The organism is Acinetobacter lwoffii, from assembly GCF_024129115.1.
GTDB lineage: Bacteria > Pseudomonadota > Gammaproteobacteria > Pseudomonadales > Moraxellaceae > Acinetobacter > Acinetobacter lwoffii_T.
Genome location: NZ_JAMXXO010000007.1, coordinates 56450 through 80492 on the forward strand (window position 1 = coordinate 56450; position 24043 = coordinate 80492).

General features: G+C 41.7%; 26 protein-coding genes. 5 read left to right on the forward strand and 21 right to left on the reverse strand.

What is annotated here, in order from left to right; translation table 11 throughout:
- Nucleotides 1–52: 52 nt before the first annotated feature.
- From NI470_RS07565 to acnD, 16 genes are all read right to left on the reverse strand, one after another.
- Nucleotides 53–493 (reverse strand): YybH family protein, encoded by a 441-nt coding sequence (locus tag NI470_RS07565; RefSeq protein WP_253148094.1) that lies wholly within the window; start codon nt 491–493, stop codon nt 53–55.
- A 428-nt stretch (nt 494–921) separates the two neighbouring features.
- Entirely contained in the window at nt 922–1284 is a 363-nt protein-coding gene (locus NI470_RS07570; protein WP_253148093.1) for a 5-carboxymethyl-2-hydroxymuconate Delta-isomerase, read from the reverse strand.
- A 135-nt stretch (nt 1285–1419) separates the two neighbouring features.
- Nucleotides 1420–1758, reverse strand: coding sequence for a zinc ribbon domain-containing protein YjdM (locus NI470_RS07575; protein WP_004645911.1), 339 nt, complete (start codon nt 1756–1758; stop codon nt 1420–1422).
- A gap of 124 nt (nt 1759–1882) precedes the next feature.
- Nucleotides 1883–2329 (reverse strand): SRPBCC domain-containing protein, encoded by a 447-nt coding sequence (locus tag NI470_RS07580; RefSeq protein ID WP_004732106.1) that lies wholly within the window; start codon nt 2327–2329, stop codon nt 1883–1885.
- A gap of 252 nt (nt 2330–2581) precedes the next feature.
- Nucleotides 2582–2971, reverse strand: coding sequence for a ribonuclease E inhibitor RraB (locus NI470_RS07585; RefSeq protein ID WP_004732107.1), 390 nt, complete (start codon nt 2969–2971; stop codon nt 2582–2584).
- A gap of 261 nt (nt 2972–3232) precedes the next feature.
- Nucleotides 3233–4165, reverse strand: a complete 933-nt coding sequence (locus tag NI470_RS07590; RefSeq protein WP_253148092.1) for an SNIPE associated domain-containing protein — start codon at nt 4163–4165, stop codon at nt 3233–3235.
- A 585-nt stretch (nt 4166–4750) separates the two neighbouring features.
- The gene (locus tag NI470_RS07595) at nt 4751–5416 is read right to left on the reverse strand and encodes a pseudouridine synthase (protein ID WP_253148091.1); all 666 of its coding nucleotides are present in this window, start codon (nt 5414–5416) and stop codon (nt 4751–4753) included.
- Between the two features lie 84 nt (nt 5417–5500).
- Complete coding sequence (locus NI470_RS07600; protein ID WP_253148090.1) at nt 5501–6214, reverse strand: SIMPL domain-containing protein; 714 nt, start codon at nt 6212–6214, stop codon at nt 5501–5503.
- A 124-nt stretch (nt 6215–6338) separates the two neighbouring features.
- The gene (locus NI470_RS07605) at nt 6339–6587 is read right to left on the reverse strand and encodes a DUF6868 family protein (RefSeq protein WP_253148089.1); all 249 of its coding nucleotides are present in this window, start codon (nt 6585–6587) and stop codon (nt 6339–6341) included.
- Nucleotides 6588–7118: 531 nt separating this feature from the next.
- Entirely contained in the window at nt 7119–7382 is a 264-nt protein-coding gene (locus NI470_RS07610) for a hypothetical protein (protein WP_253148088.1), read from the reverse strand.
- Nucleotides 7383–7495: 113 nt separating this feature from the next.
- Nucleotides 7496–7717, reverse strand: a complete 222-nt coding sequence (locus NI470_RS07615) for a hypothetical protein (protein ID WP_253148087.1) — start codon at nt 7715–7717, stop codon at nt 7496–7498.
- A 164-nt stretch (nt 7718–7881) separates the two neighbouring features.
- Nucleotides 7882–8025 carry a zinc ribbon-containing protein gene (locus tag NI470_RS07620; protein WP_004645925.1) on the reverse strand — a complete coding sequence of 48 codons (144 nt, stop codon included), beginning with the start codon at nt 8023–8025 and terminating at the stop codon, nt 7882–7884.
- 115 nt (nt 8026–8140) lie between these two features.
- Nucleotides 8141–8860, reverse strand: a complete 720-nt coding sequence (locus tag NI470_RS07625; protein ID WP_253148086.1) for a class I SAM-dependent methyltransferase — start codon at nt 8858–8860, stop codon at nt 8141–8143.
- Nucleotides 8857–9516: a hypothetical protein gene (locus NI470_RS07630; RefSeq protein WP_180001539.1), complete on the reverse strand. Its 660-nt coding sequence runs from the start codon at nt 9514–9516 to the stop codon at nt 8857–8859. Before NI470_RS07630 ends, NI470_RS07625 begins: the two co-directional genes overlap by 4 nt.
- A 137-nt stretch (nt 9517–9653) precedes the next feature.
- Complete coding sequence (locus tag NI470_RS07635; RefSeq protein WP_004646736.1) at nt 9654–10805, reverse strand: IS4-like element ISAbe18 family transposase; 1152 nt, start codon at nt 10803–10805, stop codon at nt 9654–9656.
- Nucleotides 10806–10940: 135 nt separating this feature from the next.
- Nucleotides 10941–13559, reverse strand: a complete 2619-nt coding sequence (acnD, locus tag NI470_RS07640; RefSeq protein ID WP_253148085.1) for a Fe/S-dependent 2-methylisocitrate dehydratase AcnD — start codon at nt 13557–13559, stop codon at nt 10941–10943.
- A 515-nt stretch (nt 13560–14074) separates the two neighbouring features.
- Between acnD and NI470_RS07645 the strand changes: the two genes are divergently transcribed.
- A complete protein-coding gene (locus NI470_RS07645) occupies nt 14075–16207 on the forward strand; it encodes a multicopper oxidase family protein (protein ID WP_253148084.1) in 2133 nt (710 codons plus the stop codon).
- 114 nt (nt 16208–16321) lie between these two features.
- The gene (gene ygfZ, locus NI470_RS07650; RefSeq protein WP_253148083.1) at nt 16322–17047 is read left to right on the forward strand and encodes a CAF17-like 4Fe-4S cluster assembly/insertion protein YgfZ; all 726 of its coding nucleotides are present in this window, start codon (nt 16322–16324) and stop codon (nt 17045–17047) included.
- A gap of 51 nt (nt 17048–17098) precedes the next feature.
- Here ygfZ and NI470_RS07655 read toward each other — a convergent pair whose 3' ends face one another.
- The gene (locus tag NI470_RS07655; RefSeq protein WP_004645929.1) at nt 17099–17344 is read right to left on the reverse strand and encodes a hypothetical protein; all 246 of its coding nucleotides are present in this window, start codon (nt 17342–17344) and stop codon (nt 17099–17101) included.
- 263 nt (nt 17345–17607) lie between these two features.
- Here NI470_RS07655 and NI470_RS07660 point away from each other — a divergent pair, with 263 nt between their 5' ends.
- A complete protein-coding gene (locus NI470_RS07660) occupies nt 17608–18405 on the forward strand; it encodes a tetratricopeptide repeat protein (RefSeq protein ID WP_005104142.1) in 798 nt (265 codons plus the stop codon).
- Nucleotides 18406–18487: 82 nt separating this feature from the next.
- Here NI470_RS07660 and NI470_RS07665 read toward each other — a convergent pair whose 3' ends face one another.
- The 3 genes from NI470_RS07665 to NI470_RS07675 all read right to left on the reverse strand — a co-directional run bounded on the left by NI470_RS07665 (nt 18488) and on the right by NI470_RS07675 (nt 21945).
- On the reverse strand, nt 18488–19414 hold the full coding sequence (locus NI470_RS07665) for an AEC family transporter (RefSeq protein WP_253148082.1): 927 nt from the start codon (nt 19412–19414) through the stop codon (nt 18488–18490).
- A 60-nt stretch (nt 19415–19474) separates the two neighbouring features.
- Nucleotides 19475–20584 (reverse strand): NADH:flavin oxidoreductase/NADH oxidase, encoded by a 1110-nt coding sequence (locus tag NI470_RS07670; RefSeq protein ID WP_219308583.1) that lies wholly within the window; start codon nt 20582–20584, stop codon nt 19475–19477.
- Nucleotides 20585–20676: 92 nt separating this feature from the next.
- Complete coding sequence (locus NI470_RS07675; protein ID WP_253148081.1) at nt 20677–21945, reverse strand: carbohydrate porin; 1269 nt, start codon at nt 21943–21945, stop codon at nt 20677–20679.
- A 400-nt stretch (nt 21946–22345) separates the two neighbouring features.
- Here NI470_RS07675 and mutM point away from each other — a divergent pair, with 400 nt between their 5' ends.
- A complete protein-coding gene (gene mutM / locus NI470_RS07680; protein WP_253148080.1) occupies nt 22346–23206 on the forward strand; it encodes a bifunctional DNA-formamidopyrimidine glycosylase/DNA-(apurinic or apyrimidinic site) lyase in 861 nt (286 codons plus the stop codon).
- Nucleotides 23203–23487, forward strand: coding sequence for a peptidylprolyl isomerase (locus tag NI470_RS07685; protein WP_004281718.1), 285 nt, complete (start codon nt 23203–23205; stop codon nt 23485–23487). Before mutM ends, NI470_RS07685 begins: the two co-directional genes overlap by 4 nt.
- A gap of 84 nt (nt 23488–23571) precedes the next feature.
- Here the strand turns inward: NI470_RS07685 and mscL are convergent, their stop codons facing one another.
- Entirely contained in the window at nt 23572–24012 is a 441-nt protein-coding gene (gene mscL, locus NI470_RS07690; RefSeq protein WP_004281717.1) for a large conductance mechanosensitive channel protein MscL, read from the reverse strand.
- Nucleotides 24013–24043: the final 31 nt, after the last annotated feature.

A 24043-nucleotide genomic window follows, 5' to 3' on the forward strand; every position in this document is an offset into this window, starting at 1 on the left:
TCCTGTAATCATTTGCAAAGATATTTCACTTAAATCTTTTCAGGTAAATAGATTAACTCACGCTTTTGATCCGGCGCATTTTCCGGGTTTCGAGTTGCACAGGGACTGAAGTATGTTGATGCAGCAATTGCCATTTGCCCTGCTGCTTGCTCAGGCACATGCTGACCCGACACCAGCCCAGCTGGAAAATCGGTTCAATCACCGCATAACTCACCCGTACATAACCATCGACTACAGCCAGATCAGAAGTGACATGAATATTAATATCTTGGCGTTCGATGCGTATTCCTTCCGGCATAAAGCTTCGATATTGTTGCCAGAGTGCCTGATAGGCTTCAACACCTTTGACTTCCATACTGACATCGACCAGACGAATCTCCGGTCGGCATAATTGAACAATATCCTGAATATCGAGTCTGGCTATGGCATTGTCCCACTCCTGAAGAAATGCCATGACTTCCCGAGCCAATTGTTCATCCCCAAAAATCTGCATCAAATTTTCCTCAACCGGACAAGTCAGACCTGAAATAGGAATTCAATCAACTCACCGGATTTCTGATCTTTTGTTCTTATTATTTTGCCTGTGCTAAAGCGTTATTCTCGCTTTGCTCTTCCCACTGCCTGATTCGGTTCAGCTCACCTGAAGATTATTTTTTTAAATTATTTTTATTTCAATCAGGATGAATATGCCGTTTCTAGATTGGATGATTCAAAAATCAGCAGCGATTAAAAGTTACTTTAGAACTTTTATCGCATGCCTGTAAATGACATAAAGCGTCATTTAAAAATAGAAATAATTTTAGATCTGAATAAGATAGCGAGCTGTTACAGCCCAAGTCGATCTGTTTATAAATTTCGTATGGCATTGATAAAGTTTTAAGGCATTTGATCCATGTCATATCAACAGATAAAAGCCATCATTCAAATAATGGCTTTACGATAAGTCTGCTTTGGCATTTCAATGATTTCGACACAAAGCTGTATTTTTAATTCAGGCTGTGGCGCAATATATTGCTGCATGACGTCGAGCACCAATTCGGAAATCGCCTGACGAACTTCGACACTGCGCCCGCTCAACAGTGAAACTTTGGCATGCACATAGGCCTGATCTGTAACAAGATTCAGTCCAATCACATAATCCTGCTGCATAATCGCACGACTTTTTAAATCATTGGGATCGGTGACATAGCCGGCGTTAAAAAGTGCCTGATGGCTCGCGACCAATAAGGATTTGATCTCGATATGTTGCAGATTATCAGAATATTCCAGATGCAGGTGCGGCATTAAAGGGATCTCAAATCGAAACGTGAGGATCAGAGCGGCAGGAAAATGATCAGCCCCGAATTTCAGCAATAATGAGAATAATACGATAGATCAACCGTATTATTCTCTCGTCAGAATTTTAGTCCAGGGCTAAGTTTAAGCTTTCTTCACATATTCGGATTTCAGTTTCATCGGGCCGATTCCCTCGATTTTACAATCAATATCATGCCCATCTGCAGCATCAGGCAACAAACGGATACTTTTGACTTTGGTGCCCACTTTCACCACTGAAGATGAACCTTTGATTTTCAGGTCTTTAATCACCGTGACGCTATCACCATCTGCCAGCACATTGCCATTGGCATCCTTAATGATCACTTGTTCTTCAGTGACTTCACCTTCTTTCCACTCATGTGCGCATTCAGGACAGATCAATAGATCGCCATCTGCATAGGTATATTCAGATTGACATTTTGGACAGTTTGGCAGACCCATAAGAACCTCGAAAAAAAGAGAAAAATAAAATAAATGAAACAAATAAGCGCACAGTATAGCATCTTTGTCTGGAGCACTCATGGATAGGACATGAGAATGCAACCAACACAGGAGATCGAAGGAATTAATTGTCTGAAATCTGCGGATTAACCAGCAAAGACAGGAGTTGCAGTGATTCTTGCCAACTCAAATGACACACCGCGGGCGGCACCACATCCGGATAACCCACCTGAATAATATGCAAACCGGTACCGATTGAGACTTTTTCAAAGATGATCGTTACCTCTATTTCCCCCTGCAGGTCGGGGGTAGAAAACTGATCGGTATAGCGCAGCAGCTGATTGGGAATGACCTCATGATAAATGCCGTGAAAATGATGCTGGGTCCCGGTAGAAAAATTGGTAAAGGTGGTTTTATAGCTGCCGCCAGGTTTGACTTCCGCATGTTCTACTTTGGCAATAAAGCCATGTGGTGCCAGCCATTTGGCCAGTGCATCCGGATGCACAAAGGCACGATACACCCGCTCCGGTGGTGCGCTAAACACACGATGCATTTTTAAGGTGTAACTCATTTTTTCTTGTCCTTTGTTCTTATTATTTTTTATTGCGGGATATTCCCTGCATTTGTTGTAACTAAAATCCTCAGCATCATCAGCCTGAGTTAAGTACTCATCTGAGTTATTTTATCCAGTTTTGAGCTGGCTATATATAATGAGTATGTATCTATACTTAAGCTCAAATCTTCATATAACGATTAAATAGAGCAATAAAAAAACCCGGCAGCACCGGGTTTCTTACTTTAAATCATTTAAATACAAGCATGCTCAGCTACTACGCAGGCTGCCCTCTTCGTCATCCAACTCATCATCATAGACATAGGCCATGCAACCCCAACCATCATATTCACCCTGAAATTGTGCCGCGATTTTGCTGAACCATTGTTCCAGATCCACGATATCTTCGTAAGCAGGTTCCATATACACATAAATCGTGATGATCCATTCCAGGGTATCGCTTTCTTCGTCCTGAAACAGGCTGATTTTTTGCTCTTCTTTTAATAGATGCAAGGCACAACGATCCGCCTGCGCTTCATCCGCAAAGGCAATCGAAAATTCAATTTCATGTGCCTCTTGCAAGTCGTCGCCATCCTGATGCATTTGCCACAGTACATTGCCATTTTCATCGTCCGGAAATTGATTGTAATCACGTGACATAGAAGTATCCTTATTATGATGCTGTTTTATTCTGCATTTAAGATTAGCTGATTTTTGTACAATTATCGAGATACAGACAAAAAATATTATCTTTTAACCATAAATAAACATATGATTTTTATAAATATAAAAATAAGTAAGAGGATCAATATAGTCAAGATTCCTCAAGGCCAAAAATCCTGAAAAATATCAGGATTTAAACCAACTTATGGCATTCAGAATACTCTGGTAAAAATCTTCTAGACCTATGAATGTCATGATCTACGCGATGTGTGGATGCAGATGATCCTGTTCCAATTGCAAAACCAGCGCAGCAAACTTGAGTTCTTCTAAACGCAGATCAAGATAGGATTCTTGAATCATCGCCTGACTCAGTGTCTGCCCGGTATAATTCAGCAAGACATAATCATCCTTTAAGGCCTGCAATATCTCGCCCAAATTTTCTGTGCTTAATTGAGAGAGATATAAATCTGCCTTACAGTTGAAAGCCAGACTAAGGATTTCAATAGTACTTCGACGGCGATTGTCGTCGACATAATTACAGCTCGCAACCTGCTGTGTTTCTATGGCCTGCTGAATTCTGTCACGGACATTGCGTAAATGCCGAACCGCATCCGTTTCGCTATAACCCTCAATCAGCTGCTGTAAAACCTGTGTTTCAGAAAGTTGCAAGCCGAAGCATTTGACCTGTATTTTATGCTCTAAAGCACTTAGCACTGCCTGCAAACGATGCTGTTGTTTGGCTTGCTCATAATAGCCCTGTAAACTTTGTCGAGCCTGCTGTTCAACTTCAATTAATGCTTGCGCCTGAAACTGGGCAAGATAATCTTTTACTCTTGCGATATAGGCTTTGAGATCATCGATCATGATCGAAGCATCCAGCTTGGTCGCTTCAACAAAGTTTTCGGCCTGCAAAGTCCGGTTAATAATATATTGCTCGATATCCCAGATATCCTGATATTTTTTATATTTATTCAGGGCAATGTTTAAACTGCCATTTTGTACCCGCAATTGGGTGATTTCATAATTCAATTCATCGACTTGAGTTTCATAATCTGCCAATTTGCTGCGGGAATGATCCAGGTTTTCCTGTAAAAACTGGATATTGCTGCGTAATGAAGCCTGTACCTTCAAGCTCCATAGCAATGCACATATTAAAATACTCGCGAGAACGAAGAGAGCCATACTGAGCATCGTTCTTTCCTTTAACCCCGGGCAGCGCCCTAAATCATCAAATTAAAAATTTATTATAAAGTCATGATTAATTTTGCATCACTTCGGCCAGATAATCAAAGCCGTTGATCAATACTAAGTCATTCATTCATTTTATTTTTCTACAAAATTTTTATGTGCAAGTCATGTATGACTGACTACTTTCCGGCTCAAGTCAAATCTATTCTGAAACAACTTACGATATTTTTTATATCAAAGGATATAATTTGAAAGTTTAAAAATAATGAAAGGAAGGTTAAAAAATCATAAAAATAAAGGCATCAGGCCTATAGCGGGAGATAAAAGAATAAAAAATCTCTAGGCTTATCGTCAAGAGATAAACCGAACATTAAAATTTATATTCTGCAGTAACAGCCGATCAGGCAATGGATCAGTAGAAAATTTCATTTGAACATGCTTATAAAGCCACTCATTTCCACGCTGTTATCGAAATAAATTCTCACACTTTTTTATTCGGATTGCCCAGTTTAAGAGCTTGATCCTGATCATATTTATGAGATTAAAAAGCATGTGTCCGGTTGAATCTAACTATTAAGCAGAATCAAATTAGAATGGTATGTCTACCTTTATTTCGACCGGGACACCACTCAAAGGCTGGGTAAAAGCCAAATAACTGGCATGCAAGGCCATACGATTTAAAGGACTGCGCTGGGGTTCAGGATGATAAATTTTATCGCCAGTAATGGGATGACCGATATGCAGCATATGCAAGCGTAGCTGATGGGAACGGCCAGTAATTGGTGTCAGTAGTACCCGGCTAATGTCTTGCTGGGGTAGATATTCTAAGGCCTGATACAGGGTTTTGGCGGCCTTGCCCAGTTCAAAATGCACCATCTGACGCGGACGGTTTTCCCAGTCGGTAATCAAAGGTACTTCGACGCTGCCCTCACCTTCAAGTTTGCCTTGTACCAGTGCAACATAATTTTTATGTACCGTGCGTGCCTGAAACATTTTACTCACCGCCACTTCTGCATCGCGGTGTTTGGCAAACATCAAAATACCGGAGGTGGCCATATCCAGACGATGGGTAATTTTGGCCTGCGGATACTGGTTCAGAACCCGCAAATAGGCACTGTCATGATGTTCAGGTAAACGCCCCGGAACCGACAATAATCCGGCCGGCTTTTCAATTACCACCAGATCATCATCTTCATAAACGGTATGCAGTGGTTCTTGCGGTGGACAATAGACAAAGTCATGGTTGATGGGCATTTTAAGGGTACAGCATCTGGAATAATGCGCGCAAAATAACAAGCGGCTTCTAGGCTGTCAATTACCGTGCTTGACCAGCTCAGCTTAATCTGCCAGATAATAATCGACCGTCGAGACCACGCGTACTTTTTTCAAATACGGCGTATTGCTGTCGCGATCTTCAATACTAAACAGCCCCTGATTGGCGGACTTGATTTTGCCCAGACTGCTTTTTGAATCTGCAGCAAATTTTTCCGCTACACTGCGCGCATTTTCGGTGGCCTGTTCAATCATCGCAGGCTTGATGTCATTCAGCTTGGTAAATAAATATTCTGTTCTTTGCCCGGAATCATCCCCTGCAAAGGCAATGCCTTTTCTACCCAAAGCCACCAGACGACTTTGTGCCGCACGCACTGCATCTATTTTGTGGGTATAGACGGTGATGGTCTGGCTGGCGGTGTAACGTAGCGCGACATTGGCATCCCCGCCATATTGCTGCGCGTATTTATCGGTGATACTCGGTGAAGCACTGGTAATCTCTTCCGCGCTAAATCCTTCATTTTTTAAGAAGGTCTGAATTTCCTGGGTATTGGTTTGCATGGTATCGTACAACTCGGCCAGATCCTGACTGCCGGCGTTAAACCGGATCGGCCACACTGCCACATCGGCCTTGACTTCACGTTCCGACAATCCTTTGACCGAAACAACACGTTCATACTGTTTAATTTTTAGGGCACTATTGCCGAGAATCCACCCGGCAAGCATCATCCCTAAAGCAATCAAGGCACCCAAAATCAGTGCTGGTTTGACTTGATTCATGTGTGTCAACTCCTTTGAAATCTTTTTTCGTTCTTATTGATCCTGTCATGCTATCAAGTAGCGATAAAATGATAATAATCCAATCTTATTTTTATCACTCGAAGATTCAATTACAACATCGCACTTAGCTTTGATTCATCAAATAGATTGTAATTAACGGTGTCAGGTTAAACAGCAGAATCCCAATCTTATACAGCGCCATACCTGCATAATGAATCACATCAAAACTGGCATCTGAGAGCTGAAACCATTTTCCATGCACCTGTTTCATCCAGTTTCGGGCAAAGACAAAGACCATGAACCAGATCATGAGAATGACATAATTGATGAGTGTGCAAAACAGCAAAAAACGACACCAGACATCAAGATTCATGAGGATTCCCCTAGGGGGGCAGCTGATGCTTTAAAAAATAACAGATCATGTTGAGAAATGAAGGACTGATTTGTATCTTGCTTAGCTAGATATTTTTTTAAATTTATGATTTATATTTATTTTGTTTTTTTATTCTGCGTGTATTGCTAGAGAATTTTTTAGGGTGTTGGGAAAACGTTTAATGGTTTACTTCAACTATCAATCTTTGTAAGACTTGATCTTATAGCCTATAAACTTGTGGTCTATAGCGTCCTAAGCCGGATCGAGACCTTTTGGGTTCGTACTGCACTCGCGTTTTGCGCCGCTCGCAGCATGCTACTCTTTCCGATCCCATCACACCCTTGAGAGCTATATTAGGCAAAGATGGACGGGATTAATTTCCTATGTTTTTTTAATTTTCCATGAATCTGAAAATTTATTTCATTATTAACCCACATATAGAGAAATAAATTCCATTTCCAATTTTTTATGCTTTTTTATTCGCCAAAATGAGACTTTATTGCAATTTATATTCAGGACAGGATTGCTGTTTTATTGAAAGAATTTTCCCTGAATCCATTGCGCACTAAACCACCAGGCACTAATCGCGGACATCCCGCACAGAAGATTAGCCAGTACCTTATTAATTCTAGTCAACTCAGAACTATAAATTTTCAAATTAAGCAAATAAGCGATCACAGCGTAAACCGAGCCAATCGCGCCCCCAAAAAGAATCAGGATCAGTGGCCATGCAGAATAGAAATGGGCTTTTTTATCTAACTTTCCTGACTCTGGTGCGTGCTGTTGAATATCCATAGGTGATAGCCCTCTTTTTAATATATGCACTTGCACTATTTCTAGGCAGATATTTACTCTTTAGAAAATATTTGCCTTTTAGGACTTTCATTGAAGCAAGAAGCAGACCAGTTTTAACGTACAAAAAGCTGTCGAGTATGATGATTGATATAGGCCTTTAGCCCATCGCCATATTGGGCAAGCTGTTTCATGTTTTCGACATGCTGATAGCCGGCACTGCTATAGCTGTAGGTATAAACTTTCGAGGTTTTCTTAAATTGAACCCGAATAAACTCGTTACCAATCTCGTAATTGGCAACACCTGAGTCATGATTAAGATCAAGATAATATTGCAATTGAGCTGCCCTAAACACGATGAATCTAGGGTTTTATATGGGGTTTTATTGGTTAATTTTCAAACAAATTTACATCATAAATAGCGAAGTTTAGATAGCAAAAAGCCCTATGGAGTAATAGGGCTTTTGTTCAAAACAGAGGGTAACTGTTTGAGTTGTTTTGCTTAGGCATTCTTATTGTTAAATTGATTGCCTTGGCATTTGGTACACGGTGGTAAACGATCAGTACCAATTTCTAAGTAGGTGCGGTGTCCGCATTGAACACAAAAATAGAAGCCTGTTCCGGGTTTTTCGCCAGCAGTAACCATCTTTGTTCTCCATGGTTTTAGAAATGGTCTAGCTAGTATAACCCTCTGGTGATGAATGTCTATTGTCCATTTTTGTAAATGATGGTGTCGATTGGGCGAAGTATGTTTTCTCCACTCAATTATTCATTATCTTTTCTAAGTAAAAAATACAATATCTAGGTGTCTGCCACAGCTCTGGATATAAGACTTGAATTGATTTTTCTGGAAAAATTTCTTCTAGCTCAAGTATTTTGAAGCCTGACTTAGAAAACCTATTAATATAGTAGCTAATTGGTCTGTGAATATACGGAACTTTTACATCATTTGCATTATCTTGGGAAATTTTAAAAAGAGTATTAGTTTTAATTTCATCATTATAAGAATACTCATCTTCGTTAAAGATATTTTTATAATTATTATAAAAACATGGATGAGGCAATGAAATTAAAAGCTTGGCATTAGGTTGTAGCCTTTCAAAACTATCTTTTAACAAAGTCTCAATGTCTTCAACTACATGAAAAACTAAATGAGCTAGAATAATATCAACCTTAATCTCACCCTTTAAATCCCCTATAGAAAAATTATTTAATTCTAAATATTTACAACCATTTAACATATCTTTAGCTTTTTCATACATCCCTAACGATGGTTCTAAAGCAATATAATTTTCAAACTCTATTGAGCTTATTAATTCTTTTGCTAAATGTCCTGTACCACAGCCAATTTCAATAATTTTTTTCCCACTGTAGTTAGATAATTTTTCCAGGTATTTAGGCACAAATACTTTTGAAAAAGTTATGTCTTTATTGCTTTCAATTTGGACTTTTCTGACTGTACTTAACTCACACCAACTCATTTTCTTGCTAACTCTTTAGATTTAAAAATAATATCCTTTGCCATAGCTATAATTTGTGGTCCGGAATTATGGTCAAAAATAGTAATTTCATGTTCGGGATGAACTCCTTTAGCAATAGCTAGTTTTTCGCACCCTGTTCTATCACCATTTATAAGAGTGAATCTTGCTTCTGGCGGTAATTTTTCATTAGTAACAATAAATATTGCACCTACTAGACTTGACTTAATCTGATGACTCACCTCAGTTGGTGTAATAATTTCAAGCTTAATTCCGTCTTCTATTTTTTGATTTAATATTTTTAATAAATTTTCATTTTTGATAAGCCACGAAACCCTATTGCTAACGATTGTTGCACTCGTCCCCATTCCTACAAACTCTTGCATAAATGCTAAAGTTTCATCTACCTTAGAATTATTTTTAATTTGTGGAATATATTTAAAACCTTTTTTCACAAATAGTATGCTAATTCCTATTATTTCAACTAAACACAGTGTTACCAATTCTTTTAAATACGGCAAATTAAAAAACTGTACAACCTGATTTTCATCCGAATATATTGTTGTCCACGTATATATAATGCCGCTTATAGCTAATAAAGCAGTAAAAACCGTAATTCCTAAGAAAAAGTATAATGTCATTTTAATAATTGATTGCACTTTCTATTCCAAATAAAAACCCCACTTCACAGTAGGGTCTTTTTTAAACAATATCAACAACTTTAATCCGCCCTTGCGAAGCAATGCTTCTCACCTTTAAAAAAGGAGGGAGTTCCCCATTGCTGTCCCACAATTTTTCACAAGAGGAAGCTCATTTGAGCTTCCTCTTGTTTTATGGGTATTTTATCGGGTGAAAATAAAGCTTTTAAAGTTCTTCTTTCAAACAAATTCACTTGAATTATTCTGAGTAAACGTTGAACTGTCCAACCTGTTTTCCCTAAATGTTGAGCGAAACTCACCAATAAATAGGCGATCATCGCAATCCAGATTTGTGTCTGAATTGCGTTCCTGCTGCGGCCTAGAAACGCTTTTAATTTGAGATTCTGCTTAATCGCCTTAAAGAACAGCTCAACTTTCCAACGATCTTTATAAATCGCCGCAATGGTGGAGGCGGCTAAATGAAAGTTATTGCTGAGAAAGCTAAAGTGCTTGCCACTTTGCTGATCTCTATATTCAATTCTTCTTAACACTGGGGCTTTTCTTTTTAGGGCATGTGCGCTATTCAGCTGAATGGTTTCATCTTTTAGAATACCTTTGGATTCAAGCACTGGATGTTGCTGGATCACCTGATACACAGATTTAGGCCTAAAACGTGTGACAAATCCAATGTTTTGAGCAGTCAGATTTGCATACCATTGGTAATCGACATAGCCTTTATCAAAAACTACAATGCTGCCAGCAGGAAACTGGAATTTGCGGCCTTGTACCATGTCATTTTCTTTGCCATTTTCAACTGCAACAAACTCAGGAATATCATTGCTGTGATTCAATCCTATGCTGAGTTTCATGCTGGCTTTTGAGTCATGAACTTTGGCCCATTCACATAAGGAAAGCGACAGGTCAATATGACTGGCATCCAAGGAATACAAGGGATTCTTAAAGCGAAATTTATGAGCTACTTTTGAGTGTTCATAGTATTTAAGCAACTTGTAAAATAGCTGTTGATACAAGGCAGCAGGCTGCTGCTCATTGATTCGTGCCAGCGTGCTTCGGGGAATAGACTTTGCTCCGAGATGACTTAGCTTTTCCTGTTGGCACTCCAAATTGGATTGAATATCTCTCAGACTTTGTCTACAAGAGAATTGAGACATCAATATGGCAATAAACTGATCCCACCGGGAAGCCGCTCTAAATTTCTGTCCAACATGGTGTACTTTAGCAAGTTGTTCAAAATCCTGTCGCACAACAGGTTTAATTAGCTCATGAAATACGGTATTCTGATGTGACAAAACCTGAATCCTAGTCGTTAAAGTGTTTGTTTGCACTCATATTTTAACTGTTAGGACTCAGGTTTTTTTATTTAAAGCAAACTATGGGACAGCAGTGGGGAGTTCCCCTTCTTTGAAAAAAAGAGGGGTTTCTAATTAAGCTACATTCCCTTCCAGGAAATCCTGTGCAAAGCGTTGCAATACCCCACCCGCTTCATACACATGTACTTCTTCTTCAGTATCCAGACGGCAAGTGACTGGTACTTCAATAATCTGGTTCTTGCCATCATCGGTTGAACGCTCAATTACTAAAGTTAAAGTCGAACGTGGCGCAATATTACCAATCACGCTATACAGCTCAGTACCATCAAGACCTAAAGTCTTACGATCTGTACCCGGCTTAAACTCAAGCGGTAACACGCCCATACCCACCAGGTTGGTACGGTGAATACGCTCAAAACCTTCTGCCACAATCGCTTCTACACCTGCCAGACGCACACCTTTCGCTGCCCAGTCACGACTCGAACCCTGACCATAATCCTTACCGGCAATAATAATCAACGGTTGTTTGCGGTTCATGTAGATCTCAATCGCTTCCCACATCCGCATTACTTCACCTTCAGGTTCCACACGCGCTTTCGAACCCTGCTTGATGGTGCCATCAGAACGCACTACCATCTCATTAAACAGTTTCGGGTTGGCAAAAGTCGCACGTTGCGTCGTGAGGTGATCACCGCGATGCGTTGCATAGGAGTTAAAGTCTTCCTCAGGCACACCCATTTTTTTCAGGTATTCACCTGAAGCACTGTCGAGCACAATGGCATTCGATGGTGATAAATGATCAGTGGTGATGTTATCGCCCAAGATCGCCAGCGGACGCATATTTGACAAGGTACGCGGTGCAGCCAAAGCCCCTTCCCAATACGGCGGACGGCGAATATACGTACTTTGCGGACGCCAGTCATACAACGGACTTGTTGCTTTTTCATTCACACCCAAGTCGAACATCGGAATATAGATTTTTTTGAATTGTTCTGGTTTTACAGCAACTTTCACCAGCGCATCAATTTCTTCATCCGATGGCCAGATATCTTTTAGATAAATCGGATTGCCGTCTTTGTCTGTACCTAAAGCATCTTTTTCGATGTCAAAACGAATCGTACCGGCAATTGCATACGCCACCACTAAAGGCGGTGAAGCCAAGAATGCCTGCTTCGCATATGGATGAATACGCCCATCGAAGTTACGGTTGCCCGAAAGCACCGCTGTTGCATACAGATCACGGTCGATAATTTCCTGCTGAATCTTTGGATCTAATGCGCCCGACATGCCGTTACAGGTCGTGCATGCATAGGCCACGATACCAAAGCCCAGTTTTTCTAAATCTTTAAGTACGCCTGCTTCTTCCAAATACAAAGCAGCCGCTTTAGAACCCGGTGCAAAAGAAGATTTCACCCAAGGTTTACGCACCAAGCCCAATTCATTGGCCTTACGTGCTAGCAAACCTGCCGCCACCGTATTACGTGGGTTGGAGGTATTGGTACAAGACGTAATCGCCGCGATAATCACCGCACCATCTGGCATCAAGCCTTCTGCTTCTTGCGCGCGAGCTGCTTCTAAATTACCGGCAATGCCTTTTTCTTTCAGGTCAGATGTCGAGACACGTGCATGCGGATTGGATGGGCCAGCAATGTTGCGGGTTACTGTCGACAAATCAAAACGTAATACACGTGGATATTCCGCTTGAGTCATGTCTGATGCCCAAAGTCCGATCTCTTTGGCATAAGTTTCGACCAGTTTGACTTGCTCAGGCTCACGACCGGTCAAGGTCAGATAATCAAGAGTGTTCTGATCGATATAGAACATCGCAGCGGTTGCGCCGTATTCCGGTGTCATATTGGAAATCGTGGCGCGATCACCCACCGACATGCTGTCAGCACCTTCACCAAAAAATTCCAAATATGCGCCAACGACACGTTCTTTACGCAGGAATTCGGTTAATGCCAAGACGATATCCGTTGCGGTAATGCCCGGCTTGCGCTGACCGACCAATTCCACACCGATAATATCTGGCAGACGCATCCAAGACGCACGACCAAGCATCACATTTTCAGCTTCCAAGCCACCCACACCAATCGAGATCACACCCAATGCATCAGTATGTGGCGTATGCGAATCTGTACCAACACAGGTGTCCGGGAATGCCAGACCATCACGGTTTTGAATCACCGGAGACATTTTCTCCAGATTGATCTGGTGCATGATGCCATTGCCCGCAGGAATTACATCAACATTTTCAAACGCGGTTTTAGTCCATTCAATAAAATGGAAACGGTCTTCGTTACGACGGTCTTCAATGGCACGGTTTTTCTCAAAGGCATCTGGATCAAAACCACCAAACTCAACCGCCAGTGAATGGTCGACAATCAGCTGGGTTGGAACTACCGGATTGACTTTAGACGGGTCACCGCCCTGATCTGCAATCGCATCACGTAAACCGGCAAGGTCCACCAGTGCCGTTTGTCCCAAGATGTCATGACACACTACACGTGCCGGATACCAGGGAAAATCATGTTCCTGTTTACACTCAATCAGCTGACGTAAAGACTGTTCCAGAATGGCAGGATCACAACGACGCACCAACTGCTCTGCCAGGACTTTAGAAGTATAAGGAAGTTTGGCATATGCGCCTGGCTGAATATCTTCTACGGCCTGTCGCACGTCATAATATTCCAGCTGGGTGGATTGCAGCGGTTTACGGTAGTTGTTGTTCATAAGCTTGCCTGCCCTCGTTTATCTCTATTTTTATTCATCAATAGATATCGATGAGTTACTTTTGTAATAGCAGCATTGTACGCTGCACAAATAGCATTTCCCAAATTTTATATTTTTCAAACACTTAATTATAAAAAAATGGTATTTTCGCAAAAATTTGTTACATAGACTTTAGAATTTTTGCTTTAAAGCGGTCTTTTGCTAAAAAAATCTGAATAATTCGCCTTATTCTTTAGTCTTATGTTGCAAAATATTTCTCTATCTTTTTATTTGAATATTAATCTAAACCACTAATATCATTAATAAATAATTAATTTTATGTGCATTTTTTTAAAGATGAAAAAATATAGTCTGATTGGTTTTCATAGGCCTGTCCTGTCGCCGCATTTAGCAAAATTTCAATCCCCTAATTTGGGATAGCAGATTTTCCAAAACTATCAGAAGCTCAGTGTGACGCATGTCACATTATTCGAAATCCTCACATTAAAACAATAACCATAACAGGCAGAACTGAAATGTTGAAAATCGCAATATTCGGAGCTATAGCCGCCATTTTGACGCTCTTAGCTCGCGGTTGGGATGGAACAAAAAATCCATCGCCGCCATCCAATCCCTCTAACCCGTCCCACCCCTCTCATCCCTCATACCCCACACCTCCACCCAAATCCTCACATCCCGTTCCGACCACATCAGACAGCTTGATTAGCAATCCACCCCTGTTACCAAAAAGTGCCAAAGGCAAATATGAGCTGATCGTGGCCTATAAAACCAGCAAACTCTATAACCCCAGAAATGGCTTATGGGATCAGGTGCTGCTGAGAGGCTATTTAACCAAACCGAGTTTATTTGATAAGAAAAAAGCTGGTGAATATGTTGAGGATCAGTTGGTCGGGCCACAGATTCGGGTCAAACAGGGTGAAACCATGGCACTTAACCTGAATAACCAGCTGCCACCCGAGTCAGAAACAACCTGTCCAACTCATGTCGAGAATGTAAATGAACCACACTGCTTTAATACCACCAACCTGCATACCCATGGCTTCTGGGTCAGTCCTCAAGGCAATAGCGATAATGTCTTTTTGAAATTCAAACCTCAGGAAAAATTTGATTATCAGTTTAAAATGGAACCGAATCATCCCGCAGGGACTTACTGGTATCACGCCCATCTGCACGGTTCAACTGCTCTTCAGGTATCAAATGGCATGGCAGGCCCATTGATTGTTGAAGGCTCAAGAACACCAAAAGTCAAAAATGGCAAAGTCACCTCAACTGGAGATATGGATATTCTATGGAAAGAAAAAAACAGTTATCCGAATGAAAATATCCTGCTGTTCCAGCAAATCCAATATCGCTGTAGCAACCCCGACCCTAATATCACATTCGCTGTTCCCAATAATTGTGAAGGCTTAGGCATAGGCATGCTGGAAAATTATAATGACCTGTCTATTGGTGGCTTCTGGACAAACCAGAATTATTACACGTCTATCAACGGTAAAATTGTGGGAGAAATGAAGGTTGAACAGAATGTATTTAACCGCTGGCGCATGATTCATGGCGGTGTACGCGATACCATTGGTTTAATCATAAAGGAAATTCCTGACTCCAGTAAGTTTACTGCAGAGCAAACCATTAAAGCCTGTTCAGCCTATCAGGAGGCAGACAAGAAAGCTGAATTTGAGAAGCTGAATAGCCTGAATGTGCATACTATCGCGCAAGATGGCTTAACCATGAATCATGTACAGACCAGAACCCTGTCCGTGTTCCATCCTGATTATCGTCATGATGCAATGGTTGCCTTTCCGACCACCAATAGATACTGCATTTTTGACACCAAATTGAATATCGATGATGAAATTAACGCGCCATTGCCGAATGTAGTTTTTCAAATTGCTCCAAATCACCGCTTCAATGCCCAACTGCTTGGATGGGTCAATGTAAAAGCTGCCAAGACCAAGGCTCAGACTGCTGCACAGTTCCTGAAAGATCGGGCACAAAAAATTGGTTTAAGCAAAGACATCCAGACCCAGTTATCTCAGCTTAATCTTTCTGCGTTTAGTGATCATCCATCACTGATGACGAAAGAGATTGATAAGGTGGTTGCTGCCCGACCAAAACAATATAGTGCTTTTTCGCTCGGTCCCGACCCTAGAACTGGCGTGTTCAAATTTGGCTTCCGGCATAAAAAAGATGGAGATACACTGAGTTTCGGAGATTTCTTTGATGGAGATGGTTCAGTGGATGGCGAATATGTCCGTCAATTACAAGTTGGACAGACTGATGAATGGGAACTGACGACCGAAAATTTTGGCGGTCATCCGTTCCATATTCATGTTAACCCGTTCCAGATTGTTAAAATTTTGAATCCTGATGGTAAAGATGTCAGTGAAGCATTATCTGAGCCAGTCACAGATCCAAATGGACTTGAAGATGTGCAATACCGTGGCATGAAAGGACAATTTAAGGATACGCTTTTTATAAAAGCTAACTATAAATTTATTCTCAGAAGCCATTACAAGAAATTTGAAGGTGACTTCGTACAACACTGTCATATCCTCGACCATGAAGATCAGGGCATGATGGAAACCGTACGGGTCTGTGGAGGCAAATTCCCTTGTGATTCGCCATTACCGGCTAGCCATCACCACTAAAGATCTGCTCGCTCAAAGCCAATGATTTCGATTGTTGGCTTTTTTGTTTGCCTCTATTTGATGCTTGCTGCACAATAACTGCATTGATTTATAGTATTCAAACCGGGGCTTATTATGGCAGCGTCTCCTGCTTTTACATTGTTTAGTCTGAATGGTGTAGATGCACAAAAATTCCTTCAAGGTCAGGTGACTTTGAATACTGAAACTTTGGCGGAAAACCAGACACGCTATACTGCAATCTGCAGTCTGAAAGGACGCATTCAATTTGGCTTATGGCTTAAAAAAATCAGTCCGGAAAGCTTTGAAATCGTCAGCACTGAAGATCAGTCCACGGAACTGGCCAATCATATTAAAAAATTTGGCGCCTTCTCAAAAATGAAACTGGAATTGGTTGGTCCAGTTTATCCAGTCATCAATGGCATTCATACTGACTTTGTGGCGACTGAAACCGATGTAACGATGTGGGAACAGCAAGCCATTGAATCAGGTCAGGCCTGGATTCAGGCTGCCACTGCAACCCTGTTTCAACCACAGGAATTACGTTTGCATCAACGCGAAGGCATTCACTATGACAAGGGTTGCTATCTGGGTCAGGAAGTCATTGCACGTTTATGGTTTAAAGCCAAGCCGAAACACTGGTTACATCTGGTTCAAGGCACAGGTGCCGCACCTGATGTTGCGACCAAACTGAATAATGATGTAGAAGTCGTCAATAGCATCGCGATTGAAAATGGTTATAAAGCACTAGTGGTGGCAAAACCTGAAGCATTGAACGAGCTAGGTCTCGAAGTTCTGGAGCTTCCCGAAGCTTTGAGCGGTGATGTAGCGCGTCCGCAATAATCACTGCATAACTCATAAAAAAGCCAAGATAAAATTCTTGGCTTTTTTATTTTAGAAGCCATGAAACAGCTTGTTCATGTCTTTTACCACATAATCTTTAAAATGATAGGCCCGCGCATGTTTGGCATCAAACTTTGCCGTGAGTTCACCTTTTTGAAAGACATATACCCGGTCTTCCTGACTCATCAAAAACTCTGCACCAAGTTTCATCAGCAGCGCATCAATCTTGTCTTCATCGGCAATCGATTCATCAGCATTGATTCTGTCATAGTGACGTTTAATGGTTTTGACAAACATGGTTAAATCCTGGGAGTCTGATTCAAACCGAGATTTAAACAGAGAAGTCGGCTGAAGCAAAGTAATCCTTTTGATATCTGCAGGATTGATCAGAAACCTGTCCAAATCATGCATCGATTTAATCGGTATATTGTGCTTCGATGATTTGTATTTAGTGACAAATTGTATATTTACAAAGCACAAAATCCTTTTATGATGTAAGTGAAAATGATTAAAATCGCACCAAGGAATAAGGTGCCAGCAATAATAAGGTTATAGGAACCATGAAAAAATTAGTACTCGCTACAGTTCTTGCCCTTTCTGCGCAATTCGCTCTGGCAAATACCGTAAAAGATCAAGTCGATCCCCAATTCCAAAAAGTTGAGGCCATGGTCAAAGCCAATAATTTTAAAGGTGCCTATGACGCTTTGAATCAATTGGCCAGTCAGGGAAATGCCCAAGCTTTATATAACTTAGGCTATTTGACTCAAACCGGCCAAGGTACAACCAAGGACGAGAAAAAAGCCATTCAGCTTTACGAGCAGGCAGCCAGCAAAGGCTATCCGGTGGCCAATTATGTACTGGGTAAAAACTATGCAGCCGGCACACTCGGCCTCAAACAGGATTTGGCCAAAGCCAAACAGCATCTGGAACGCGCTTCAGCAGCCAAATTTGATGATGCCAGCATTGATCTAGCCATACTGCTATTTTCTGAAAATACGGCAGCGTCAAATAAAGCCGGACTACAAAAGCTGCAACCGCTGATCAGCAAAGGTAATATGCAGGCCATTCATGCCAAAGCCTTATATGACATCAGCAGCGGTTTCAAAAATAAAGATGAAAAACCGATTCAGCAAGGCCTAAGCAGCATTCAGGAACTGGCAAAAAAAGGTTATATTCCAGCGCTGATGGCAGTAGGTAATATGTTTGCCAATGGCAGTATTGTTCCGCAAAATCTGCCAGAAGCGAAGAAAATCTTTGCCGCACTGGCACAGCAAAATGTTCCGCAGGCCAAAGAGTCTTTGGCAGCAGTAGACAAAATGCTGGCTGAGCAGAAAAAAGTACCTGCGAAGAAAAGTTAAGTTAATTCCACAAAATTAAAATATAAAAAGCCACATGCAATTTGGGGCTTTTTTTGTGGTAGAGCATCCATCGTCTAAAAGGTTATCCCCACCACAAGGCAATTAAGCCACTGGTCACGATAAAACCGACAATGGTACTCATCAACAATGGCGTTAAGGTTCGATCATTCAGACCATATGCCTGTCCCAACATGCCAAAAATCGTTGGCATCGGCAAAGCTGCAATTAGCGTACCGACACGGACCATTTCCTCATTTAAGTCCGTCAACTGGCTCAGCCCCAGATACATCAATAACGGCATCATGATATTGTTGGAAAATACCAGATAGAAACTTTGCAGATTGACATATTTCAGGCTCATTCCCACGATCCCGCCGCCAATAGCAAACAGGGCCAATGGTGACGCTGTCTGACCAATCAAGGCAAAGACCTGATCAAGATAGACTGGAATTTTAATCTGGAAAACTGCACAAGCCATGCCGAGTATTACCCCCATAAATAAGGGATTCTTTAGCAAAGTCAGCAGTACACTTTTCAGAATGGCGCCGAGATTTGCCTGATGTTGTGTGCCCAGCGCAGCCATGACCAGCACCAGCGGAATCAGCAACATGCTTTCGATGATTACCACCAGAGAGGTATAGGTCATCGCCTGTTGCCCAATCAATAAGCTGAGCACAGCCGTACCAATCAGGCCGGTATTCGACATTGCAGCGCCCAGCGACAGCACTGCACTTTGCGAATGCGTATTTTTAAAATGACGGCGCATGATCCAGAAGCCGCTACCATAGAGCACTAAGGTCACGCTGCTATATACTGCAAAGTATTCAAAATACCAGATTTCATGCAGGTCCTTGGAGGCAAGGGACTGAAAGAACAGCAAGGGCAAGGCTACTTTAATCACAAAAGCACCGACCGTCCCCACCTGCTCTTTGCTTAACACTTGACTCTTTACAGTCAGATAACCCAGTGCCAATAATAAAAATATGGGCACAATGACCGCAAAAATCATAATGCAGTATCCTCTTGTCAGTGATATTCCATTATAAGAATTTCTGAGACTAAAGCAGTGTTAAAAAGGCTCAAACAGGTGATTCAAACCATGCGGTGCGCAGCGCAGATATTGCGGTGAAATCTTGATTTTTTCATCAAGTGCTGCCGCTGCATGCCAAGGCCAATGTGGATCATAAAGAATGGCACGAGCCAGTGCGATAGCGTCGGCTTGGCCCTTTTGTAAAATATCTTCTGCCTGCTTAGCTTCAGTAATCAATCCCACGGCAATCACGGGAATATTCACGACTTTCTTGATCGCATCTGCAAAAGGTACCTGATAATTCGGCTTCACATCAATGTTCTGTTTGACATGCAGCCCGGCACTGGAGATATGAATATATGCAGCACCCGCAGCTTCTAGTGCTTTAGACAATTCAACTGAAGAATCAATGGTCCAGCTGTCTGGCTGATCCATCCAGTCGCTGGCTGAAATACGCACTCCAATTGGATAACCTTCTGGAACCGCCGCTTTCATGGCTTGTAATACTTCCAGAGTCAGGCGAATCCGGTTTTCCAGTGAACCGCCATACTGATCATCACGTTTATTTGAAAGTGGTGACATGAACTGATGCAGTAAATAACCATGCGCTGCATGCAGCTCAATCAGGTCAAAACCGGCATCAACTGCACGTTTGGCACTTTCTGCAAAGTCAGCAATGACCTGCTCAATTTCCGACTGGCTTAAGGCTTTGGGTGGATGTTCATCGGCCTGAAAAGGAATATCACTGGCAGAAACAGTTTGCCAGCCATGTGCTTCATCCGGCTTAAACTGACCTTTACCTGCCCATGGTTTATCTGTTGAAGCTTTACGCCCTGCATGTGCGAGTTGAATCGCAAAAGGCATCGGGGAAATGGATTTGACTTTTTCCAGTAAGGTCTTGATCTGCTTTGCCTGTTCGTTATTCCACAAGCCCAGATCGGCATAACTGATCCGGCCTTCTGGCTGTACCGCAGTCGCTTCGACAATACATAAACCTGCACCCGATAAGGCATAGTTGGCCCATTGCTGCTCGTGCCAATAGGTAATTTCCCCCTGCTCTGTTGCAGAGTACTGACACATCGGCGCAATTACGATTTTATTTTGAAGTTGCAGTGATCCAAATTGAATAGGTTGAAATAGTAATGCCACGCTGTATTTCCTCTTTTTATTGCACAGTTTCACTCTAGAAATAAAAACAGGCTCCCAAGAGCCTGTTTAGTTATAACGTGAACGATCAAACTTTAGAAGATGATTCGTGTAGTCAAACCGAGTACCAGTGCATCATCCACATTGTTGCTTGAACCTGGATTAATGACATATTGCAGGTTTGGACGCAGCATCAGCCACTTTGTTGTGTTATAGCTATAGTTCAGTTCAATATTGTATTCTGCATCAGCATTGAAAGCTGGCCGTGAATCAGCAAAGCGATCATTCACATGCACACGGTTGACCGCCAGACCTAAAATGTCGTTCGGTTGACTGTCCGCAAGACCGATATATTTCAAACCGATTTGTTGTGAATTATCCACTTTATTGGTATCGCGGTCATGCCAGGTAAAGTTGGCAAATGAATGCAAACCCTGACGGCCCTGACCTGTAGACGTTAACTGTTGTTCTACAGCTAACCAGCCTGCAAAGGTACGGTTTTTGGCATCAGTAGGATTGGCAATATCTTTTTGGTTGGCAACATCATCGGCAGTATTGTACATCCCGCCGATCCGGTAGCTGCCCGGCAGGCCATTCACCCATGATTTCGGCGTCCAGATGACTTCTGCAGGAATCGTCACGCCATCTGCATGGTCGGTATCCAGACTCCAGCCCTGACCTTCTTTAGCGCCATTACCATTATCCGGATTAAACTCATACACACCGACTTGTACGGCAAGTTCAGGATTGAGTTGCTGCTTCACGCGCGCACCCCATTGTGCTACAGGCGTATTCATCCAGATATTGCCCTGCCATTTACCTATCTGTGCAGCACAAAATGCCGTACTGGCAAAATCACAAGCCATGACATTAAAGTCCATACCCAGACCAACACGACCCGCCTTAATACTGAGTCCTTGGTCTTTATAATTCTTTTCAATAGACAGCTCGCTCAGACGGCTATCCTGATTACCACGCCCAAAAGTACCTTGTACATTGGCCAGTTGCGGTGCATTAGAATCCTGCAAGTCACGAACAGAGGTACTTTGACCCTGACGTGCAGTCATCACGGCACGTACAGTGACACCATTCCATCCCGCCAGCTTTTCCATATCCAGTTGAGTACCCAGCCATAATTGGGCAGAAGTTAATGGACCTGCGCCCTCATTACGACCACCATCAGCAAGATAGGCGGTATCGGTTAACAGATTGGCTTCAAATTTAATTCCCTGTTGGGCCAGTTCTGTACGTTGACCATTCCAGTCCCCCAGTAAATACTGACCTTGTGGATCAAATGCAGATTCCGCCTGAGCGGTTGTCATGACAGCCATTAAAGGCAATAGAGCTAGACCTAAATATTTCATGTAAAACCTAAACATTCGGAGAGAAAAACAAGCAAGGTTTTTAAATTGCTATTAGGTGCATGAATTTACATAACTTTTCATATAAATTCCCAGCATTTTTTTTTATTACTCATTAAACTTTTAGTTATGCCTTAAACATAAAAATATAATTTTTATTTTAACAATCTTAAATTATTTATATATTTTTCATCAACTTATAATGTATTGATAATTTCCATTCGATTTCCTCCTAAGAAAATTCGCTATAAAAACATAGAAACCTAGTTTATTCTTTAAACAATTCCAGTTTAAATAAAGATGAAATACCCAGTCATTTTCCAGCGATTTCACCCAGATTAACGCTTGCAATCCCGGCCAATTCACCCAATATTAGCTGCATCTCCCTCGTCACTGATGTGTTATGCCTGAATTACCAGAAGTTGAAACCACCAAAATCAGTTTATTGCCTTTATTGGAACAACGCGTAAAACGTGTTGAAGTGCGTCAGTCAAGTTTGCGCTGGCCTATTCCAGAAAATATAGAAAAACTGGTGGGGCAAAAATTACTGAATCTCACTCGCCGTTCTAAATATATTCTGGCAGAGTTTGAACACGACACCATGCTCTGGCATTTGGGCATGTCGGGAAGTTTCCGTCTATGCGATGGCAATGAAGAATTACGCAAACATGACCATCTAATCATTCAGTTTGATGATATCGAACTGCGTTATCATGACCCTCGCCGTTTTGGCTGCATTCTTTGGCTGGATGCACAATCACAAAGCAAATTGATTGACACGTTGGGGCCAGAACCTTTAAGCGAGAACTTTAATGCCGAGTATTTATTTGAAAAATTGAAGAATAAAAATGTTGGCACCAAAGTTGCAATTATGGATAACCATGTGGTGGTGGGCGTAGGCAATATTTATGCGACCGAAAGTCTGTTTAATCTGGGGATTCATCCGGCACAACCGGCCTCGACTTTAAGCTTGATGCAGATTAAAAAGTTAGTGCTGGAAATCAAGCGCATCTTGAAACAGGCAATTGATTTAGGTGGTTCAACCTTAAGAGACTACACCAATGCCATGGGCGAAAATGGCTATTTTCAGCAAACCCTGCTGGCTTATGGCCGTGCCGGTGAAATGTGTGTGAACTGCGAGACCACACTTGAAAATATTAAATTGGGACAACGGGCTTCAGTTTTTTGTCCTGAGTGCCAACCTTTGAAAAAGATCCAGCTCCCTGTCAAAAAAGTGGCAACTGTACGAGGGAAAAAGTCATGAAAACAGCTATTGTGCGTCATATTCTGGTTAAAGATAAAGAAACTGCTGAACAGCTTAAAAAGAAGATTTTAAGTGGTGCAGACTTTAATAAAATCGCCAAACAGTATTCGACCTGTAATTCTGCCAAACGTGGCGGTGAGCTAGGTGAAGTAAAGAAAGGCCAGCTGGTTCCAGTGATTGATAAACTGGTATTTACTGCTGCTGAACGTGTATTACATGGCCCGGTCAAAAGCCAGTTTGGTTTTCATTTGGTCGAAATCAAGTTTCGGATGGATTTTTAATATTTATAAATCCCTCCTTACCTCCCTTTGACAAAGGGAGGAGTTCCCCCTTTATAAAAGGGGGATTTAGGAGGATTAGAAAAATTAGACTTGAGGTGGACGCTTTTTCAATTCATCACGAATTTCACGCAGCAATTCAATATCGGCTGGAGTAGTCGGAGTTTCCTCGACTGGGCCTTCTTGTTTACGTAAACGGTTCATGAATTTCACCAATAAAAATACGACCCAAGCCAAAATTAAGAAGTTAATTAAAATCGTTAAAAAGTTACCATAAGTCAGTACATTCACACCCGCCTTAGTCAAGGCATCCAAAGATTGTAAATTGTCTGGGTTTCTTCCTAAGATAAAGAATTTCTGCGTAAAATCGACGCCACCACCGGTGATCACGGTAATTAAAGGCATAATGATGTCTTTCACCAATGAATCGATGATCTTGCTAAAAGCACCACCGATGATGACACCAATCGCCAGATCCATCATATTGCCTTTGATCGCAAACTCTTTAAATTCTTGAATAATACTCATAACTACTCCCATATTTTATTTTCAAGTTTTG

What these genes read in the sequence shown, in the direction of transcription:
- NI470_RS07565 (WP_253148094.1), bottom strand. Translation starts at nt 493, where the DNA reads ATGCAGATTTTTGGGGATGAACAATTGGCTCGGGAAGTCATGGCATTT.
- NI470_RS07570 (WP_253148093.1), bottom strand. Translation starts at nt 1,284, where the DNA reads ATGCCGCACCTGCATCTGGAATATTCTGATAATCTGCAACATATCGAG.
- NI470_RS07575 (WP_004645911.1), bottom strand. Translation starts at nt 1,758, where the DNA reads ATGGGTCTGCCAAACTGTCCAAAATGTCAATCTGAATATACCTATGCA.
- NI470_RS07580 (WP_004732106.1), bottom strand. Translation starts at nt 2,329, where the DNA reads ATGAGTTACACCTTAAAAATGCATCGTGTGTTTAGCGCACCACCGGAG.
- NI470_RS07585 (WP_004732107.1), bottom strand. Translation starts at nt 2,971, where the DNA reads ATGTCACGTGATTACAATCAATTTCCGGACGATGAAAATGGCAATGTA.
- NI470_RS07590 (WP_253148092.1), bottom strand. Translation starts at nt 4,165, where the DNA reads ATGCTCAGTATGGCTCTCTTCGTTCTCGCGAGTATTTTAATATGTGCA.
- NI470_RS07595 (WP_253148091.1), bottom strand. Translation starts at nt 5,416, where the DNA reads ATGCCCATCAACCATGACTTTGTCTATTGTCCACCGCAAGAACCACTG.
- NI470_RS07600 (WP_253148090.1), bottom strand. Translation starts at nt 6,214, where the DNA reads ATGAATCAAGTCAAACCAGCACTGATTTTGGGTGCCTTGATTGCTTTA.
- NI470_RS07605 (WP_253148089.1), bottom strand. Translation starts at nt 6,587, where the DNA reads ATGAATCTTGATGTCTGGTGTCGTTTTTTGCTGTTTTGCACACTCATC.
- NI470_RS07610 (WP_253148088.1), bottom strand. Translation starts at nt 7,382, where the DNA reads ATGGATATTCAACAGCACGCACCAGAGTCAGGAAAGTTAGATAAAAAA.
- NI470_RS07620 (WP_004645925.1), bottom strand. Translation starts at nt 8,025, where the DNA reads ATGGTTACTGCTGGCGAAAAACCCGGAACAGGCTTCTATTTTTGTGTT.
- NI470_RS07625 (WP_253148086.1), bottom strand. Translation starts at nt 8,860, where the DNA reads ATGAGTTGGTGTGAGTTAAGTACAGTCAGAAAAGTCCAAATTGAAAGC.
- acnD (WP_253148085.1), bottom strand. Translation starts at nt 13,559, where the DNA reads ATGAACAACAACTACCGTAAACCGCTGCAATCCACCCAGCTGGAATAT.
- NI470_RS07645 (WP_253148084.1), top strand. Translation starts at nt 14,075, where the DNA reads ATGTTGAAAATCGCAATATTCGGAGCTATAGCCGCCATTTTGACGCTC.
- ygfZ (WP_253148083.1), top strand. Translation starts at nt 16,322, where the DNA reads ATGGCAGCGTCTCCTGCTTTTACATTGTTTAGTCTGAATGGTGTAGAT.
- NI470_RS07655 (WP_004645929.1), bottom strand. Translation starts at nt 17,344, where the DNA reads ATGTTTGTCAAAACCATTAAACGTCACTATGACAGAATCAATGCTGAT.
- NI470_RS07660 (WP_005104142.1), top strand. Translation starts at nt 17,608, where the DNA reads ATGAAAAAATTAGTACTCGCTACAGTTCTTGCCCTTTCTGCGCAATTC.
- NI470_RS07665 (WP_253148082.1), bottom strand. Translation starts at nt 19,414, where the DNA reads ATGATTTTTGCGGTCATTGTGCCCATATTTTTATTATTGGCACTGGGT.
- NI470_RS07675 (WP_253148081.1), bottom strand. Translation starts at nt 21,945, where the DNA reads ATGAAATATTTAGGTCTAGCTCTATTGCCTTTAATGGCTGTCATGACA.
- mutM (WP_253148080.1), top strand. Translation starts at nt 22,346, where the DNA reads ATGCCTGAATTACCAGAAGTTGAAACCACCAAAATCAGTTTATTGCCT.
- NI470_RS07685 (WP_004281718.1), top strand. Translation starts at nt 23,203, where the DNA reads ATGAAAACAGCTATTGTGCGTCATATTCTGGTTAAAGATAAAGAAACT.
- mscL (WP_004281717.1), bottom strand. Translation starts at nt 24,012, where the DNA reads ATGAGTATTATTCAAGAATTTAAAGAGTTTGCGATCAAAGGCAATATG.